Origin of the sequence: Enterococcus sp. AZ040, from assembly GCF_050499185.1 — a bacterium.
GTDB classification, from domain to species: Bacteria; Bacillota; Bacilli; order Lactobacillales; family Enterococcaceae; genus Enterococcus_D; species Enterococcus_D entomosocium.
Genome location: NZ_JBMHEW010000001.1, coordinates 1,384,801 through 1,404,591, shown reverse-complemented (window position 1 = coordinate 1,404,591; position 19,791 = coordinate 1,384,801). Strand labels below are relative to the sequence as shown.

16 protein-coding genes are annotated in these 19,791 nt (G+C 43.1%); 1 reads left to right on the top strand and 15 read right to left on the bottom strand.

What is annotated here, in order from left to right; genetic code table 11:
• Positions 1-106: 106 nt before the first annotated feature.
• The gene (locus tag IGK63_RS06470) at positions 107-859 is read right to left on the bottom strand and encodes an IclR family transcriptional regulator (protein WP_016613298.1); all 753 of its coding nucleotides are present in this window, start codon (positions 857-859) and stop codon (positions 107-109) included.
• 150 nt (positions 860-1,009) lie between these two features.
• Here IGK63_RS06470 and IGK63_RS06465 point away from each other — a divergent pair, with 150 nt between their 5' ends.
• Positions 1,010-1,750, top strand: a complete 741-nt coding sequence (locus IGK63_RS06465) for a MurR/RpiR family transcriptional regulator (protein ID WP_008381545.1) — start codon at positions 1,010-1,012, stop codon at positions 1,748-1,750.
• An 18-nt stretch (positions 1,751-1,768) separates the two neighbouring features.
• Here IGK63_RS06465 and IGK63_RS06460 read toward each other — a convergent pair whose 3' ends face one another.
• From IGK63_RS06460 to IGK63_RS06395, 14 genes are all read right to left on the bottom strand, one after another.
• On the bottom strand, positions 1,769-3,142 hold the full coding sequence (locus IGK63_RS06460) for a gluconokinase (protein ID WP_422708688.1): 1,374 nt from the start codon (positions 3,140-3,142) through the stop codon (positions 1,769-1,771).
• A 221-nt stretch (positions 3,143-3,363) separates the two neighbouring features.
• Positions 3,364-4,695 (bottom strand): 6-phospho-alpha-glucosidase, encoded by a 1,332-nt coding sequence (locus IGK63_RS06455; protein WP_034858513.1) that lies wholly within the window; start codon positions 4,693-4,695, stop codon positions 3,364-3,366.
• A complete protein-coding gene (locus IGK63_RS06450; RefSeq protein WP_034872219.1) occupies positions 4,695-6,323 on the bottom strand; it encodes a PTS transporter subunit EIIC in 1,629 nt (542 codons plus the stop codon). The genes IGK63_RS06455 and IGK63_RS06450 overlap by 1 nt, the downstream gene beginning before the upstream one ends.
• Before the next feature lie 164 nt (positions 6,324-6,487).
• Positions 6,488-7,066 carry a hypothetical protein gene (locus tag IGK63_RS06445; RefSeq protein ID WP_008381551.1) on the bottom strand — a complete coding sequence of 193 codons (579 nt, stop codon included), beginning with the start codon at positions 7,064-7,066 and terminating at the stop codon, positions 6,488-6,490.
• A gap of 15 nt (positions 7,067-7,081) precedes the next feature.
• Entirely contained in the window at positions 7,082-8,725 is a 1,644-nt protein-coding gene (locus IGK63_RS06440) for an extracellular solute-binding protein (RefSeq protein ID WP_016613294.1), read from the bottom strand.
• A gap of 18 nt (positions 8,726-8,743) precedes the next feature.
• Positions 8,744-9,619, bottom strand: coding sequence for a carbohydrate ABC transporter permease (locus IGK63_RS06435; RefSeq protein WP_005236529.1), 876 nt, complete (start codon positions 9,617-9,619; stop codon positions 8,744-8,746).
• A gap of 12 nt (positions 9,620-9,631) precedes the next feature.
• Positions 9,632-10,579 (bottom strand): ABC transporter permease, encoded by a 948-nt coding sequence (locus tag IGK63_RS06430; RefSeq protein ID WP_005236531.1) that lies wholly within the window; start codon positions 10,577-10,579, stop codon positions 9,632-9,634.
• Between the two features lie 57 nt (positions 10,580-10,636).
• Positions 10,637-11,554, bottom strand: a complete 918-nt coding sequence (locus IGK63_RS06425) for an ROK family protein (RefSeq protein ID WP_008381552.1) — start codon at positions 11,552-11,554, stop codon at positions 10,637-10,639.
• 13 nt (positions 11,555-11,567) lie between these two features.
• Complete coding sequence (locus IGK63_RS06420) at positions 11,568-12,569, bottom strand: LacI family DNA-binding transcriptional regulator (RefSeq protein ID WP_008381553.1); 1,002 nt, start codon at positions 12,567-12,569, stop codon at positions 11,568-11,570.
• A gap of 223 nt (positions 12,570-12,792) precedes the next feature.
• Positions 12,793-14,937: a glycoside hydrolase family 3 N-terminal domain-containing protein gene (locus IGK63_RS06415; RefSeq protein ID WP_429972462.1), complete on the bottom strand. Its 2,145-nt coding sequence runs from the start codon at positions 14,935-14,937 to the stop codon at positions 12,793-12,795.
• Positions 14,938-15,240: 303 nt separating this feature from the next.
• Positions 15,241-17,565, bottom strand: coding sequence for a WxL domain-containing protein (locus tag IGK63_RS06410; RefSeq protein WP_016613288.1), 2,325 nt, complete (start codon positions 17,563-17,565; stop codon positions 15,241-15,243).
• A gap of 45 nt (positions 17,566-17,610) precedes the next feature.
• Positions 17,611-17,976: a hypothetical protein gene (locus tag IGK63_RS06405; protein WP_008381556.1), complete on the bottom strand. Its 366-nt coding sequence runs from the start codon at positions 17,974-17,976 to the stop codon at positions 17,611-17,613.
• A gap of 545 nt (positions 17,977-18,521) precedes the next feature.
• Entirely contained in the window at positions 18,522-19,262 is a 741-nt protein-coding gene (locus IGK63_RS06400) for a MurR/RpiR family transcriptional regulator (RefSeq protein ID WP_016613287.1), read from the bottom strand.
• Positions 19,263-19,319: 57 nt separating this feature from the next.
• The gene (locus IGK63_RS06395; protein ID WP_005236549.1) at positions 19,320-19,739 is read right to left on the bottom strand and encodes a GNAT family N-acetyltransferase; all 420 of its coding nucleotides are present in this window, start codon (positions 19,737-19,739) and stop codon (positions 19,320-19,322) included.
• Positions 19,740-19,791: the final 52 nt, after the last annotated feature.

Below are 19,791 nucleotides of genomic sequence, written 5' to 3'. Positions count from 1 at the left end.
ACCCTCCACTTATTTCCTATTTGGAAAATGGTATTTATTATAAAGAAACTTACACGTTCATTATACCGTTCTCGTTTTTATTTGCAAGGGCTTTCCATTAAAAAGTTTACAACGCTTGCTCAATTTGTTGTTTTGTCGCAATAATCGCATCGATCAATGTCGTTTTGTATTTTGGGGTCAAGCGGTATTTCGGTAGGCTGATAGAAAACGCCCCAACGATCTCCTGATCTTTTGTCAGTGAGGCGCCGATGCAATAGATTTCTTGTTCCATTTCTTCATCATCAAAGGCTACTTGGTTCGCTTTTGCCTGTTCCAATTCTTTCTTCAACTTCAACTGATTTGTAATGGTATTTTCGGTATAAGCGGTTAAAGGCGTTGCTGCCAAGTACTCCTCTACTTGAGGGGCATCAAACTCCGCTAAAACGGCTTTCCCCATGGCAGAGCTATACAACGGTCTTGTGATTCCTACTTTTGAAGACATGCGGATCGTTTGATTCTGAGGCTCCAATTTATTGACATAAAGAATCTCATTGGCGGTCAAGACCCCTAAGTGGATCGTTTCATCCGCCGTTTTCTGCAATGCTTCCAAGTATGGCAAGCTGATTTCCACTAAATCAAGCTCTTGAATGTTTTGATTCGCATACTTGATCAGCTTAGACCCTAAGCGATAATTCTTCTCTTTGTCGCGTTTGACATAGCCGATCATTTGTAGCGTTTCCAATATTTTCAAAGCTGTGGATGGGGTCAGTTTCGTTGCTTCTGAAATTTCTTGCAATGGTTTACTTGGCGCTTCTGCGAGGTAATCTAAAATGGTTGCTGCTTTTAGTAGTACGGTTCCATATGGTTTTTGTGTCATCATTTCTCCACCTTTATTTTCTATATAAGAAATTATAATATCTTTTTAGGAAATGCACAATCTTTTTCCTCTATAAAAGCATGACGCGATTCCTATTTTACTTTCTGTCGTTATTCATTGTATGATGAAGGCAAGACAAAGGAGTGCCGAACAATGGACTTAAATGTATTGATCAAAGGAAAAAAATTGACTGACAATGAGCTGCAAATTCTTGATTATTTGCTTGCAAATACCGCTGCGATCGATGGACTGCCCTTAAGAGAAATCGCTAAAACGATCTACACTTCCCCAGCAACCATCGTGCGGCTTGCGCAAAAACTAGGTTTTTCTGGCTATCTAGAGCTGCTTTACTTCTTAAAGAATCGCTTGAAAAATCAGACGATCACTGAAGCCGCCATCGATTACCAAATTGACGCTGCCAGTATTGCAGATACGATCGAAGCGATCAAAGAAATCTATGGACAAAACAAGAACAAGTTTATTACGATTTATGCCACAGGTTTTTCGGGGATCGTGGCAGAATACCTCCACAAAAAAATGCTTGTCAACGGCATCAAAACCTTATTAGTCAGTGCTTCTGACTCAGGTGGGATCATTAGTAACAACATTGAGAACATCAGTATGTTGATCACCATTTCTAAATCTGGCGAAACACAAAAAGTGCTGGAAAAGATGGCATTAGCCAATGAACATCACATACCAACTGTTTTGTTTTGTGGTAACGGTGAGCATCGCGCCAATCAACTAGCGACCTTTTCCTTTGAAGTGACAGATGAACGTCCCTACGACACCCAAAACATCCAGTACACCAGTTTCTTTGGCAAACTGCTCTTATTGATGGAATATATCGTTGACGCTTTCACGTGTGTTGAAAAAGAAAACCAGCAACCCTAGTGGATTGCTGGTTTTTGCTTATGCATGAAAATACGTTTTTGCCAGTTCTTGATAAAGCGCGTGGTTCTGCAGATCAGGAACAAATTTTTCATCTGGCTGATCTTGCCGCACAACAGAGCTTTTGTACAAATCATACAAGCCGAATATCGGTTCATTTTCATCGGAAAGATAACAGGTTAGCCCCAACACATCCGCGGTCATTTGACCTAATAGTTTTGTTTGAAAGAAACCACCACTTACAGTGACTGCCCCTTCCAACTGCGCCATTTGCTTTAATAAATCGATGTTCATCAGCATGCCTTCGAGGACTGCCCGTAACATATCTGAGCGATTGTGTTTCAGGGTCAAGCCAGAAAAGCCACCTGTGATTTCATTCGTCCAAAAGGGTGCCCGCTCGCCATTTAAATAGGGGAAAAAACGTAAACCGTTGCTGCCGATCGGTGATTCCTCCATGACTTGCGGCAGATAATGATAAAACCCATCAGGATCTTCTGATAAGGTCTCTTTTGCCCAAGCAAGGACACAGCCACCATTATTCGAAGGTGCCCCTACGACATAGAGGTCATCTTGCAGATAGTAGCAAAAATTTTGTTTTTGGCGATCAAAGACGGTGGTCTCACTTACTTTACGAACCGCGGCACTGGTTCCGATCGTCAAGCTGTTGCGGATCCCTGTAGAAATATAGCCAGCATATGCTGCTAAACACCCATCGCTAGCCCCACACATCACTTCTACCTCAGGCTTCAAGCCACACCGCTGCGCCATCTCCTCGGTAATCAAAAAACGATCAGTCGGTGCACATAAAGGCGCTAACTGGGCTTTTGAAAGGGATAAATAATTGAGAATCTTTTGACTCCATTGCTTTTCTTTCAAAGAAAAAAGACCGGTCGCTGATGCGGTACTATAATCGATCCGTGCTTGTCCGGTAAACAACGCCATTGCTAGTTCTTTTAAGCCAAACCATTTCGTCTCTTTGGAATATGAACCATTTGTTTGAAAATAAGCCAGTTTCGCAAAGGGAGACATCGCATGGATCGGTGTCCCTGTCTCTTCATAAAACGTTGCCGCCAGATCCGTTTGACGAAAGGCCGTCATCGTTTGACTCGCTTGATTGTCTGACCAAATGTAAATCTCTTCTGCGGTCTCACCCTCCACTGGCATCAAACTGTGCATGGCGGTACTGAACCCGATCACTGTGATTGCCGCTTTTAATTGAACGGGAATCGTTGTGACACCACTGATCAATTGGCTACTGATCTGTGTCGCTGATTGGGTCTGTTTTAACCCGTGGCTATGGGTTTTGATTGGTAATGACTGTGAGTAAATGATTTTCCGATCTTCAATGACCCCAAATTTTATGGCTGTCGTGCCGATATCAATCCCTAAAAACATCGCATTGCTCCCTCTCATCTGATTCAATTAGCTTTATTCTACCATAGTTAGTGGCATATTCTAGTATACCTGTCTGATCGTTTTGTTGATAAGACGTTTAATGGTGATTTTCTTCAGAGAATTATCCTTCCACAACAAAAATCAAAAAAGAGAAAGATTCTTGGAGAATCTTCCTCTTTCCAGTTAGCCAACCAGCGAATGTTTCGCAAATGTGAAACAAATCAAGACAATCCTGGCCAGTAATCACCATTTTCCGAGACCAAATCATCGAGCAACTCTTTGGCTACTTTTGCGCTAGGAATCGTTTTGGAAAGGCTTAACGCTTGCCACATTTTTTGATAGCTCTTTTCCACATATGCTTCGACCACTAATTTTTCCACAGTCACCTGTTGGAACATGAGCGCTTGTTGGAAGGCAGGAATTTTTCCTTGAGCGAGGGCTTCTGGTCCATCAGAACCGACGATACATGGCACTTCCACCATGGCATCATCCGGGAAGTTCGCAATCGCGCCGTTGTTTTCCACAATCATGACCATTCGCTCATGCGTATTAAAAGCGATAGCGCGTGCCAAATCAACGATAAAGGTTGCATGGGCATCAATCTCAAAAGCGATCCCTTCAGCAGAGCCTTGTGCAGTGATCTTTTTGGCATGATCGAACACTCGTTTTTCCCGTCCTTCCATCACTTCATTGGAACGCGTATACTCTGGATGTTCTTTCATGTGTTCGTAGACGTAATCTGGGTATAAATAATACTTCAAGTACGTATTTGGCAGATATTCTGGTGTGAGCGCCAAGAGGTCTTTGGCTTTTTTGTGGGTGTCTTGCCAACTTGGGTCAGTATGTTGGGTATCCACTTCGATCTGCGTCAAATAGCCGTGTTCTGCAACGTAGTCACGAATGGTTTGAATGTACTCCGTGCCTTCTTTGTCTTTGACGCTGGTCCACCAGCCAAAATGATTCAAGCCAAAGTAGCGAACTTCTAGTTCCTCTGGCTGTTTGCCAATGATTTGCGACATGCGACGCAACGTGCCCACGGGCATGTCACAGATATTCAGAACCTTTGATTTCGGACGCAAGACCCGACACGCTTCAGCTACGATTGCAGCTGGATTGGAATAATTCAGCATCCAACAATCGGGGGAATATTTTTCCATGTAATCAATGATCTCCAGCATACCAGTAATGCTGCGCATCCCATAAGCGATCCCTCCTGGTCCACAGGTTTCTTGGCCAAAGACGCCATGGCGCAAAGGGACTTTTTCATCTTTTTCCCGCATGTCATACTTTCCTACTCGGATATGCGCCATACAGAAATCGACATCGCTGAAGGCTTCTTCAGGATCCGTCGTAAACGAAAATTCGATTTGCGGTGCTTGTTCTTTTAATAAAATCGCTAGGGCTTCACCGAGGATCGCTTGGCGTGCTTCATCATTGTCGTATAGTTTCAGCTTTCTTAAAGGAAAGCGTTCTTGATTGTCAAGCAGCATCATAACGATTCCCGGGGTAAAGGTACTGCCGCCCCCTGCGATCACTACTGAAAAATTTTTCATCATTCAATCTCTCCTTCTCTTCCAAGATAATGTTCTAATTCTTCCCGCACTTTCGGCACGGTCAACCCGTAAACGACATGGACATTTTCACCGTTTTTGATCACGCCTTTGGCTTGTGTTTCGTCTTTTAGCAGTGCTTCATCCACGAGTTCAGGATCCTTTAGTTTTAAACGTAAGCGGGTATAGCAGTTGTCGATGGTTTTGATATTGTCATCGCCACCTAGCGCTTTGGTGATGATTGCTGAGATACTTGTTTCACCAGTCGGACTAATGGCGGCTTGGTCACTCGCCATGACCCCGACACCTGCTCCAGCAAGTTGTTTTTCTTTGTACTCTTTCTTCGAATACAGTTTGGTCTCTGTCCCATCTTCTTCACGACCGACCGTTTTCAAATTCAGTTTCGTGATCAAAAAGCGGAACAAGAAGTAATAAAGAAAGAAGAAGACGACTCCGACGATCAAGTACACTGGCCAGCGAGTTTTCTCGATCCCTAAGGGCAAGTTGTACAAAAGAAAGTCGATGAAGCCATTCGGTCCGATGGCGCGAGAACCAAAGAGATTTAACGCCACCATGCTCAAGCCGCTAAGTGCAGAATGAATGACGAACAAAACAGGTGCCACGAACATAAAAGAAAATTCGATCGGTTCAGTCACACCTGCAATAAAGGAAGTCACAACTGCGGGAATCAAAATGGCTTTGACTTTGACTTTATTTTCTGGTTTTGCCGTTTGATACATCGCCAAACAGGCACCGATCAGTCCAAACATTTTTGAGATCCCGCGAGCGTCCCAAATGACACTTTGCGATAATACGCGGACTGCTGGGTCAGCAATTTCCGCAAAATAAATATTCCGTGCCCCTTCAAAGACTTGACCGCCAACTTCTGCGACACCGCCTAATGAAGTATACAAAAACGGCGTGTAGATCAAGTGATGCAAGCCAGTTGGAATCAATAAGCGTTCCAACATCCCGTACAAGAAGATGCCAAAGTTGCCCGTTTGTTGAATGATGCCGCCTAAACCGTCGATGCCAGTTTGTATTACTGGCCATATAAACGTGGAAACGATGGCTAATAACACGACGACCGGAATCAAGACAATAAAGACGAAGCGCGCGCCGCCATAAACTTGAAAGGCGTTGTTAAAGGTCGTATCGATAAAACGATTATGGATCAATGCTACGACGATCCCTAAAATGATACCCAGAAAGACCCCCATATCCAACACTTGGATTCCTAAAACGATCGCTTGTCCTGAACCTTGAAGGGCATCGGCTGGAACCAGCATCCCCCGAAGTTCCATGAATTTATTCATGGCATTCAAAAAGACGAAATAACCTAACAAAGCGGTAAATCCCGCTTCAGCTTTTTTCTTATTAGCTAACCCTAGAGCAATCCCGACACAAAAAATAATGCCCAAATTGGTTAAAATCGGTAATAAGGAAGCGGACAAGATACTACCAAAACCGGTGGTTATCGGATTATCCAAAAAGGGAAACTGCTCAAGCAAGCGGACATTTGTAAACACATTCCCAACGGCAATCAATATCCCTGCGATCGGCAAAATCAAAACGGGCACAAACATTGCCTTGGAGAATTTCTGCATCGCATCCATCACTTTTTCTTTCATTGAGGAAACTCCTTTGTAGTTGATTTGTAGGTTCATTATAGGAAACATTTGTTACTAATAGAATAGCAAACGTTTTCAATTCAATGCGTTTCAAAGATTGGAATGTGTTTCATCCTGTCTACTTCCTTGCTAGTGGCGATTACAAGCAACAAAAAAAGAGTGAATCAAGATTGATCCACTCTTTTTAGATGCAACACTTTTTGATAGAAATACAAGGGCCCAGACAGACAAAACAGATAGAAGATACCTGGTGCTGATTGCCATGTGAAGAAATAGCCGATCGCTGCTAGGACTAAGATTCCGATCCCTTTATGGTAGTGCATCATCGTAAAGAAAAAACTACTACGAAAAAGGTCAAACAAGTTTTGCCGATCTTGCATTTTTGATTGCATCACATACAGGTTAATGTTGTAGGACAACAAAAAAGTAAGAAAAATGATGGTCAAAAAAGAGAAAAACAATGAATTCGTCAAAGTAGCAGAACGCCACAAGCTGAGTCCGCATAAAAATGAGAAGAGATTGAAGACCCCTAGTGGCAGAGTCTTCAATAACGCGCTTTTGCTATTTTTCAAAAAGGGTTTTAGCAGTTTTGCTTCAGGATGTTCGTAAGCATCGACCACTGCTCGCAAAGCGGCTGGAAACGTGATGATCGGAAACGATACCACTAAAAACAAGAGATTCAATACCAGCATACGAAAAACGATTTCGCAAAGACGATAAAAACGACTCTCTAAAGCAAACATCACACTCACACACCTTTAGTTTAATTTTTCAATATTTTCAGCGATTTTCTCATTTCGATAATCAACGATTGCTGACCAACCATTGTTTTCTCGTTCTTGTAAGTAATCTTCCCAAATCTGACGGCCCGTTTCTTCCGAGTCTGCCTGAATAAAGTTGACCAACGCTTGCACTCTTGCTGTGTTGATGGAAGTGAGGTTTCTTGCTTCAGAACCGGTGCGAGGATCAATGTCTTCGATCTCAAAACGCGGCGCCAATTTGTCTTGCGACCATTCCACCATCTGCCGAATCGATGTTGCTGGTTTTTGTCCCATTTGAATGGCGTAATTGTCATTGCCAACAAACCAATAAGAACCTAAACCAATTTCCTTATCAAAGCGAGCAATATCAGAATTTCGTAACGCTTCTGTTTCTTCTGAGTACTCAACCACGCCATCCACAAGATTGTATGTTTCCCCTTCGATACCAAAGGTAGTGACCATCGTGCCATACTCACTTGCTAAATACGTCAAAAGTTCCATGGCTTTTTGGGGTTCTTTTGTCGACGTCGTGATGAAGGTTTGTGTCCATCCACCAATATTTCCGCCAGTAAAAGTGGAATCATCGCCATTCGAATTTTTCGGACCATCGACGGCAATATAGGTTTGCTCAGGATTACGGGCATTATTATCGGACATAAACTCATTGAGTCCCTTCGTATTCGTATGCAGGTAAGCAAAATAACGCCCTTGTCCTAGTTTTTCCTTCATCGTGTTGTCATTGTCTGAAAACTGGTCATTGTTGATGTATCCCTCATTGTACGCTTTTCTAAATGTCTCGATCCAAGTGATGTACTCCTCATCAGCGTCACGATCATTGAATTGACCGTCTACACTTGGTGCGATACTGAGAAAGTCTTGCAAAGTACCACCATAGGCGCCATCCCCGCCATTGGAAATATCTAGTGCAGTCGAAGCAAATGGGACTAGAGCTGCACCATCATCTGCTGTCGTAAATGCTTCTTTTGCCCGTTTTAACGCATCTAAAAATCCTTCTGGCGTCGACATATCGGGTTCACCTAACGCTTCGTAAATATCTTTGCGGACAATGAAAACTTGGTCTCCCACTACATTGCCGTCCTCATAATCTTGTGCAGTCGTGGAAAAGCTCGGGTATCCATAAATGTTGCCATCTTCTAAAGTAAACCATTGAACAGATTCCGGTTTCGCTGCATGTTCTAAGAAGTAAGGGTCATATTTTTCTGCCAAAAGATTCAATGGCAAGGCAAATTTTGTCGCTTCATTTGCAGCAGACAGGTTTTTATCGAAGGTCATGATATCTGGAAGATCGCCACCAGCTAGCATCGTATTAAGGTTCTCGTCATTTCCTGAAATAAATTCGACATTGATATTCATGTCTTCTTTGATTTTTCGCGTCACAGTGTCTTTGCCCCACCCCGGCTGAGCATACCAATCAAAATTGACATACCATTTTAAGGTCGCTTCATGGTCGGTGTCTTTTTGCCAGCTTGGTGTATCTTTGTCTGCTTCAAAGCGAGCTTCTGGCAGATCTTCTACCTCAGCAGCTCCTTTTGACTCACTGCTGGAATTACCACAGGCACCTAATACCATGACTGATGTACATACGAGACCGATCCCTAAAAATAATTTGCTTGCTTTCATTTTTTTCTCTCCTTTTGTCTATTCTTTTACTGATCCAAGAGTCATCCCTTGAATAAAGTACTTTTGTAAAAATGGGTAGATCACGACGACAGGAACCGTCGTTACCACCATGGTTGCTAATTGCAATGACTGTGAAGTTGTATTTCTGACAACATTGGTTCCGGTCGCCACTGCGGGCGATAGATTTTCCGAAACGATCCGAAATAGTAGCATTTGTAAAGGATATAAACTGCGATCATCCACATAGATATTGGCGGTCATGTAGTCGTTCCACTGAAAGACGCCGTGGAATAATGCAATGGTTGCCAAAACTGGAAGGGACAATGGCAAAATGATTTTCACGAAAATAATAAAAGGATTGGCGCCATCCATCATGGCAGATTCTTCCAGCGAAAATGGAATGCTCCGGAAAAAATTCATCAAAATCACCATATCGTAAAAAGAAAATAAGACAGGAATGATGTAAACCCAAAAATTATTTAACAATCCTAATTCTTTGAATAAGAGAAAGGTTGGGATCATTCCTCCGGAAACGAACATCGTTAAAATCCCCATGTTCATGTAGATTTTCCGTCCCATTAAGTTTCTGCGACTCATCCCATAGGCGACCATCGCCGTTAATGCCGTATGCAAAACAACGCCAATCACTGTTTTTGCAACTGAGATAACAAAAGCTTTATAGATCGCAGAATCTTCAAAAACGGTGTAGTAACTTTCTAGTGAAAATTCCCGTGGCCAGAAATAGATCCCCCCTCTTGCGGCATCGGTTGCATCATTGAACGACAAAGCGACGATATTCCATAATGGCAACGCAATGATGGCTAAAAAGAATACCATGAAAATCACATTGGCGGTATTGAAGATCTTCTCATCTTTTGAAAATGTTTGTTTCATACTTTTCCTCCTCTAAAAGACTGATTCATCACTGATTTTTTTGGTCAAAAGATGACTTCCTACTACGAGGATCAAAGAAACAACCGACACAAACAGGCCAACGGCGGTCGCATAGGAGAAGTCTCCTTGTTGGATCCCCATTTTATAGACAAATGAATTAATGACTTCACTGGACTGATAATTGACAGGGTTTTGTAAGACGAGTGTCTGATCGAGGTTTGAACCCAATAACCCACCCACTGACAAAACAAATGTCAAGGCGATAATATGACGGATCGAAGGAATCGTGATCCGCGTGATCTGCTGGAACTTCGTGGCGCCATCCATTCTAGCTGCTTCATAAAGAGCTGGATTGATCCCCGTCATAGCAGCGATGTATAAAATCGTATTCCAGCCAACTTCTTTCCAAATATCGGAAATGACTGCAATCGCCCAATATTTTTCGGGATCGGTCAAGAAGCGGATCGGTTCATCGATCAACCCAAAACCTAACAGTAAATTATTGACCAGACCGGTATCAGACAACCACGTAATAAACATGCCACCTAAGATGACCCAAGAAAGAAAGTGCGGCAAATAAGACACCGTTTGAACGACCTTCTTCAAGCGCACATGAACGATTTCATTGATCAATACCGCTAAACCAATCGCCGCTGGAAAGCCAATCAGTAGTTTAAAAAAGCTGATGCCCAATGTATTACTCATCACCGTCCAAAACATTGAATCACTAAAAAATTCTTGAAAATATTGAGTACCGACCCACTCCGCATTTGCGATCGAATCAAGAACTGAGTAATCTTTAAACGCGATAACGATCCCATACAATGGGATAAAATTAAAAATAATCATCAAGATAATACCTGGCCAAACCATCGCTTGATAAAAGCTTTGGCTTTTTAGTTTTTGCAAAAATGACCTTTTCTGTGGGGTTGCTTTTAGCATGACACCTTTTGATTCCATTTTTCCACCCTTTCTAAAACGCTTACTTTTCCACCCAAAGGAAATACATGCTTTCCTTTATTGGTTCATCAATTGATAGACCGCACCAATCATACCAGCATCATTTTTTAATTTTGCTCGTTGAATCGGTGCAATCGTGCGACCTTCTAAATAACCAATACTTTCATGGCGAGCTTTTAGCTGGCTCATGGTCTCTTCAAGCCTTGTCATGAAACCATCATTTTCACTGACCCCACCACCAACCAAAATCAGCTCGGGATCAAATGTACTGATCAAATTCAGTAAGCCCACTGATAAATCTTGGAAAAATTGAGCAATCACTTGGTTCGCTACTACTTCTCCTTGTTCTCCTCTCTGGAAGATCTCGACTGCATCTTGAGGCAGATCACTTCGCCCTTGTTGCTGAAGTGCCAGTTGATACTGATGGCAAAGACCACCCACGATGGCTGCTCGTTGATTCAAGGAAACTGACTCTAGATTTCCCTGTTCAGGCAATGTGTCGATCAGCATCCACCCAAATTCACCTGCCATGCCATGACTGCCTCGATAGAGCTGATTGTTGACGATGATCCCGCCACCAATACCAGTTCCCACAACAAGACAAAGATAGTTCTCACAAGCCTGTGCATGCCCAAGCCATTTTTCAGCAATCGCTGCAGCATTGGCATCATTTTCAACAAGGACTGGCAGCTTGACACGTTTCTCTAATTCCAACTTTAGGTTGATTCCATAAAGCGGTTTGATTGATCCTGCCGTGATCATCGTGCCATCTTTTTGGATGATGCCCGGTGCGCTAATACCGACACCTTCGATCATTGCGTCTTGCTGCAGCGATTCGATCAATGCTGTGATGGATTGCAAAAATTTTTCTTTTTCATGAATGGTTGGCATCTGTCCTTTCTTCACAATTTCACCCGTTCTCAAAATCACACCATATTTGATAGCCGTTCCTCCAACATCAATTCCAATAAACATTGCTTCACCCTCATTATTCATTTACTTGTTTTGTCGATTGATTAATACTCAATTCTCCTGGTAAAACGTAGGAGACACCACATGCATTTTCCTCAATCATTTCGATCAAGTGGTTTACTGCCGTGACCCCTTGCAATTGGATTGGATTTTTCACAGTCGTCAACCGAGGCATGAAATAGTCCAAGAGATCGATGCCATCAAAGCCAATTACGCTGAAATCATCCGGCACCCGCCACTTGGTCTCATGGATCGCCTTGACCGTTCCGATCGCACTAAGATCATTTCCCGCCAGAAACGCTGTGGGTAAATCTTTCTGCTCTAGCAAAAACTGTTGCACGCGGACTCTCGTTCGTTCTTCTTCAAAGAACCCCTGCAATTGATAGTCCGACCGTTTAGAAACCCCTGCCTCGTTTAATGCTTCTAAATACCCTCTTAAACGCTCATCACTATCATAAACACCAGTAATACCACTGATAAAGGCAATTTTTTTGTGGCCAAGTGACAAAAGATACTCGGTGGCTGCTTTCCCTTTTTCGAAAGAATCAAAGACTACACTGCCGAAGTTCTTCTCTTGAATGTTTCGATCGATAAAGACGGCTTTGATTTGTTCTCGTTCCATCGCAGCCAAATCCTGCTTCGTTAAAAAATCTTCAAATCCAATAATGCCATCAACAACACCACCTAAAATACTATTGAGGACAACGCGCTTATCTGCAGATAAAAACACGTTGACTGCATACCCATGTTTTTCTGCCTCTCTGGCAATGGCTTCAACTAGTACGCTAAAGTAGGGGCCCTTAATGCTGGTGGTGTAAAAACCAAGCATCTTGGTTTTCGTGTTTTTTAATTGTTTGCCCATCAAATTTGGGACATAATGCAACCGCTGCGCGGCAGCCATCACACGTTCTTTCGTTGCGGGCCGAACAACATCGACACCGTTTAATGCTTTAGACACGGTCGCAATCGACACGTTTGCCTCCTTTGCCACTTCCCGAATCGTGATTCGATTTGTCAAATGATTCTCCCCTCCTGAAGGATTCTTCCCAAAAATAAAAACGTTTTTATTTTGCTGAAAAAATCAACGACCACTCTAAGGTTGGCCATCCGATAAACCAACTATATATAAAAACGTTTTCACCCACAATGGTTCTAGGACTAGTTGGCGCATGTACCAGCACCTTGAAACCTGTGCCACTTTGGTACAAGTTGTTCCCGAAAAAAAAAGCCTCGAAAGGCTTTTAAATCGTGAGCGTACCAATCAACTTCGCTGAGGCAGCAGCAAAGCCAAGGTATAAGGAAATCGTACCAGGATCACTTTCTGTCGAGAAATCGGAATGAACATAAGCAAAATCCTCTGGTGTAACATAGAATGAATGCTGCCTTTCTTCGGCTGCAGCAAGATGGATTTTTTGCCATTGTTTTAATTCCCGCATCGGTCGCGCTACTTCTGTAACATCGTCTCTGCTATAGAGTTGCAGTGTCGTGGTATGCGGTACATCTCCCTCATTTTTCAACGTGCAGCTGACCTCAAATGGTGCATCCTTTTCCTGAGGATTAATGATTTGGGTGTGGGTGATCGTGCATCGACCATAGCCCATCCCCGAGCCAAAAGAAAACAATGGCTCATTTTTTTCATCCATATAACGCGAAATATATTTTTGATCACTATTCTCTTCAGTCAGTGGACGCCCTGTAGAGAGTTGAGCATAGGTCATCGGTAATTGGCCTTCTGCTCGAGGAAAACTCATAGCTAAACGTCCTTGCGGTTCAGACTCGCCCATCAACAAATCTGCCAACGCATTGCCTCCTTCTGATCCAGGGAACCAGGCAATCATGATGGCTTGGCAAAGAGGCTCGATGGCGGTCAAAACCAGTGGTCTGCCACAGAAAAGAATCGTTGCGATCCTAGGATTGACCTGACTTACTGCTTCAATCAATGCTTCTTGCTTTCTTGATAAAGAAAGTTTGGTCAGACTTGCCGCTTCTCCCGCTTCCTCGCTAGTTTCCCCCAGAGCCAATAAAACAACCTCAGCTTCTTTAGCAACTTTACACGCCTCATCAATAAAGGTGCTCGTCAGCATTTCCCCATCAGGATACGATAAGACAGTTAAGTCAATTTCTTTTTGAGAAAGACCCTCCGCTAAGGAGACCGCAGCCTCCGGTTTGCCGATCCACGACCAAGCCCCCAAAAGATCCTTCGAAGCTGCTTTGGGGCCGATCAACGCGACCTTTTGCTTTTTCTGCAACGGCAACAGTGCTTGGTTTTTCAGAAGAACCGTTGTTTGCTTTGCTGCTTCTCGTGAAAGAAGACGGGTTTCCTTTAGGAGTCTAGGCGTTAAGTTTTCCGGTGCTAACCCTCTATAAGGGTCTTCAAAAAGGCCTAGCTTGTTCTTTAAATGTAGCACATGAAAAACCGCCTTATTCAACTGCTCTTTCATAGCAGGATCTGCCTGAATGATTTGCTCTAGTGCGTTCAAATAGCAATCACTCATAATATCCATTTCGACACCTGCAGTAAAAGCTTTCTGTGCGGCTTCCTTTCGATCAGCAGCTACACGATGCGCCATCAATTCCGCCACCGCTGCCCAATCTGAGATGATCAAGCCATCAAACCCAAGCTTTTCTCGCAATACTTCCTGCAACAATGGTTGATTGGCTGTGGCCGGCACACCATGGATCGTATTAAAAGAAGTCATGACCAATTCTACACCAGCTTCAATCGCCGCCTGAAACGCGGGCAGATAATTTTGGTAGAGCTCCAGATCAGACAAATCGACAGTATGGTAATCCCGGCCGCCTTCTGCAGCGCCATAGCCGATAAAGTGTTTGACACAAGCAGCAATTCGCTGTTTATTTTCTGCAAGGGAAGCAGTTCCTTGATACCCTCGTACATAAGCAGCCGTCAACACCGCAGATAAGGTCGGATCTTCCCCATTACTTTCCAAGACCCTTCCCCAGCGCGCGTCTTTAACATGATCCGCCATCGGTGAAAACGTGACATGGACACCAGCTTCTGCCGCTTCTTTTGCTGAAGCTTTAGCAACTTCTTCCACTAACTGCGCATCAAAGGAAGATGCTAAGGCCAGTGGAATTGGGAAAATCGTTTCATACCCATGGATAACATCTGCCATAAAAACAAGAGGAATCTTTAAGCGACTTTTCTCAAGATAAGACGTTTGGATGGCATACACTTGTTCCGCAGTATGAGTGCCCAACACAGAACCAATCGAAAATAATTGGTCTTCACTCATGTGCCATTGTTGCATCGGACCGGTGATTTCTCCTCCTTGCGCAAAAAAATCTGGCGTCAGTTGGACCAACTGGCCCACTTTTTCAGCTACAGTCATTTGGTCAATCAGTTCTTTTAGTTTTACGGTTTGCACTATTATTCTCTCCAATCATTAGGCTCTCTTCTTTTGCTTATCGAACTTGCGGCATTTGCTCCTTCTTAGCAGAAGCAACATGTTGCAGATTCCTTTCATTCAGTATAATTAAAAACGTTTTCAAAAAAAGACGATCTTCATACTTTGGTGCAACTCATGGCAAAAAGGAAAAAACTTCATCATGGTACAAGGTGTACCATGAATAATGGATAACACCAAATCCCCTGATACATCCGACATTGTGTCTTCTCCGATGCTAACAAAAAGAAGCTGCAATTTGCTGCAGCTTCTTTTTGTTTATTGTTAAGGAACAAATGAAAGTTCCCAAAGAATGGTTGCTGAATATCTCGTGGCTTGAGGAGTCGCACTAATTGGCACCTCAAGTTTGACACTTTGATCCATTGTTTCTCGATTGCCAAAGCGCTGGACCCAAGTGCCTCTGCCTTGGTTGGCACCTGCTTGTGCGATTATCTCCGCATTTCCAACAGTCAGTGCTGCTTGCTGTTTATGAGTAGGTGGCTCAGACACGTTTTCTCGAGTCGTTACTACATCGATATTGTCTAATAAAATTCTAGCACCAGTCAGTTGATGCCCTTCATCACTTTCAAAAGGCTCTCGTAAGGTTGCACGGAGGGTCCAACCGGAATTTTCCCGCCTCCGATCTGAAACCTGCACATAATTAGGGCGTAGATTATCATTTGGATCAGCCGGCTGAAGGAGTTTTTGCGGCAGGGCATCGTAGGTCGTCGTTTCTGACCGAATGCCAACTGTCCCAAACTGGAATTGGGAAACAAAATCCAAGCTGACAAACCCTTGTTCTTCATCAATCTCAGGCGGATTCTCAGGATTTACTTGCGTATCCGGATCAAGAGGGTCTACTGGTTGCGGAGTACTTTCCAAACCATAAACCAGCCAGTATTCTTGTTCAGCTCGGGTGACTCTTGTTTCCAGCGGCTGACCGTCCCGCTCGTAAAGATATTGGTAATAAGGAATCTCCTCAGGAAGGATATCGACCGATTCATTTACGAATTCTCCTTGATAGGTTGGTTCCCTCAATGCTACCCCTTCTTCATCTATGTGATTGATCTTGATGTTCGATGGCACGCGATCAAATAAAAAAGTAACATTCTGATGGAAAGGCTGCGGCATAATATCAAATGTACTTGGGTCAAAGTGTTCTGTGTTAAACTCAACCCCGTAATAGTCATACCCTAAATGATAGGGTTCATCGCTCTCTCGGTTCTTGGGGTCAAGGGTATGAAGGAAACGTAATGGTAGTTCTAATGTTTCAGTTGGTAGAATATCCTCCCCTGTCTCTCGATCTCGATAATCCACATGGACGGTTCCGGTACCAATGTAATAATTCATCTCTTCAAAATAAAAGGTATGACGATCACTTCTCGCACCTGTACTACCAGATATAATAAATGCCATTGCAGAAATATCTGATGGCTGCCAATCACTGATGTCACGTTCCCAAGTCATACCTCTATAAGTAACTTTAAACCAGCGACCTTCATTATTTGGCTGATATTCAATCAGGATCGGGTCATCTGCTCCATTTCTAGCACCCGTAGTTGCTGCTCGAGCATCATCTCCCATATATGTTTCCAGTAATAATGGTGTCCTATGATAGATAAAGCCAGCAAAGGGCGCTCCATTGACAGCTATAGGGTCTCTTTCAACGATAAACCTATTCTGGTCAAAAAAACCTCGAGTAGCATTATAGTTATTGTCTAGTTTAAAAGCAAAAGCATCCCTCAAACCTCCGATTCCAAACGCATTGCCCTCATAACCTATTCTATTGGTCTCAGAATTGTGAAAGCCAAATGCCATCCCATCAGCACCAAGTGGTTTAGACCCAATATTGGCTTTACCTTTAAGCGTAAATGGCTGATCCAGACTAATTCTGTCTTTTAAGGTAACATAACCGACTGACCCAGTTATATCTTCTGTTAGTACTAATAGCCCAGTTTCATCATTGTAAGTAGCAGTATTTTCGTCACCTTCGATAGCAAAGTGTTCTCTAAAATTGCTTTTGTTAATTGTCACTTCGACCATCTGTCCACTTCTATCATCTACTTCTGGCTCTCTCGCTTCCGCATCCGCAGCTTGATCTGCTTCCGCAGAGTCATTCTCTTCTTCCGTCGAATCAGTGTCTTCGGCATCCGTATGATCTAAGATCAGCAGGCGCTGCGTAGCAGTCTCGGCAACGATGATCTCATATTCTCCGATCGTATCCACAAGAATCGGTAAGACAAAAGTCGTTTGTGGGGTCTCGCTGTTCAGCTGCCACACACCTTCGTGGTCTGTTGCTACCACCGTTAGTTCATCGTTCAAAGCTTCCTGATCAATGATTATTTCCTGAGGCAACGCGATGTCCACCGTTTCGAGGGCAACTTCTGAGTAGAAAATAAAATCTATTACGTGCTCGACCTCGCCTTGGATCAGTTCCTCCGCAAAGGAGATTTCTCCACTCACTTCATCGTCGGCCTTCTCCTCGTGTTCTTCCTCTGGTGTCCACGAAAAAATCGTCTCGGCATTCATGATTGTTAATGTTGTAATCAGTGGGAGTAAGGCAAGTAGAACCAGCAACCACTTATTTTTTTTGCGAAAAAATGAGTTCATCGCATTCACTCCTAAATGTCATTTCTCTTATTTTCCCCATGGGATCTAGCCCCACTTAGGGAATGTTGATTTCCCTTTTTTGATAAGTTGTTTTACTACGTATATGTTAAGTGCGGTGATCAGCAAGAGACTTCCAAGAATCACCCAATCCAACCGTTGAATGAAGTTTGTCTGGGGCAGCTGCCCGCCGGGTTTACCCGTGTCTTGCGGTGGACGCGGAACAGGACCGGTTGGTGGAGATGGTTCTGGTTGATCCAAAGGCTCATAAATCCCGGTAAACCCCACTGTCCCCTCCGTTTCCGTTGAACGTCTCTCCTCGCCAAAACTCGTTCTTGTAAACCCGAAAGCGAACAATAAGACCAAACATACTTTCAAAGCCCTTCCTCTAATAGATGCACCGTTGATATCCATTCTCCCTCCTCCTTGTGAGTTGTTCATTTCGAAAACGATCGTTTTTGAGACGTGTTATTTTATTAAAGCCAATCTCTTTACAAAAGCCTAAATAGTACTGTTTATATGGAATTCATTCTATCTTGATCGTAGTCGTACTTGATATCTCAAAAACCATGGTTTTCAAACATGTCATACTAATTATATCGATGTTCTACTTAGAATAAAATTCACGATATTCCTCGATCGATGAATATCCTGCATGAAGTTAAAAAAAACATACGTTTCATTCATATGTTATTGTTGCAACTATTTTAGAAACTTGCCATCTCCCTTTTATACAACAAAAAGCTCAATGATCTTAGATTACGTTATTCCTTTAATCCTCGACACCTTGAATCGACGCTTCATGTCAGGCGTCCCTCTCATTTTCTATCAACAAGACTGAACCGTAATTAGCTTGCTAAAATGCAAAAAAACAAACAGGTCCAAAAGTCATCAAAAGAAAAGTCTCTTGATCCATTAAACCTGTTTGTTTTTTTCATTTATTTAAGGAAAAATGTAGCTTATTCCCCTGCGGACAAAGAAAACTGACGAACCGTCTCCGACAACGCTTCGACTAAGAAAAGGCAAGGAATTTGCGTCGTCAAATCTTCATACTTGTTGATGCGTTTCACATCAACTGAATAGTCTAAGACATAATCGGACATTCGCCCCAGTGTGCTGTTGGCGTCACTGGTGATTGCTACAGTGGTGAAGTCAGGATTATTACGAAAGCCATTGACCACTTCAATGATCTCGGTGGTCGTTCCGGTGATTGAAAGGACCACGATCATATTGTCTGAAGTATGTTTCAGCTTCGCAAAGATTGGATAGGTATTATCCACCAAAGCATAACTGTTAAATCCGATCGTGGCAAAACGGCGGGCAGCATATTCACACATTGAACCTGACGCACCGATGCCATAAAAAATAATATTCTCACATTCCAGCATTCGTTCAGCGATTCGCCGGATTTTTCCTTCGATGTCTCGCGGGAAGCGTTCCGCATCCAAAACGGTCATACTGCTAAAAAAACTGACAGCATCTAACTCAGGTGCTTTGAACTGGGTACGAAATTCTGTAAAGCTCTCATACCCTAATTTACGGATAAAGCGCATAACAGAAGAAGCTGAGGTGTGGGATTCAAGCGCGATCTCACGGACCCGCATATAGGGAATCTTATCACTTTGGCTCGACATATAATGATAAATCGCACGATCGGTCTCTGATAACTCATTGAAATCGATTTTTCCAAAAAAAGACATAGTAAACGCTCCTATTTTCTCATTCTCCTATCAATGTACCACAAGCTAGCAAAAACATCACAACTGTTTGATAAGAAATAATTCCATCGGCTGTTCAAATCCAGGACTTGTCAAAAGTAACCCACCGGCATCTTGGTAACCAAGGTTGCGATAGAAATGCTGTGCCTGCTCGTCGACTTGCGTGGAAGTCAAACAAAGAGCATGGCCGGCTGCTTTTTGCTGTTGTTCCCAATAAGTAACCAACCGTTTCCCAAGACCCTTGCCTTGATGCGCTTCTGCGATCACTAACATGGTACAAAAAGGAATCGTGTCCCAGAAAAAATTGTAGCGCAGTAACCCTACTGGCTGTTCGTCTGCAACTATCACATAAGCAGTTTTTTCCATTATCTTTTTGGCGAAGACTTCCTTTGGTAAGTGAGTATCCAAAGAAAACCAAAACGCTTGATCTGCAGCTATTGCCGGTCGAATCGTAATCACTGATTTTTCGTCCCTTCCTGCTGTTTTTTTGTCTTATCGTAGAGAAAATGGT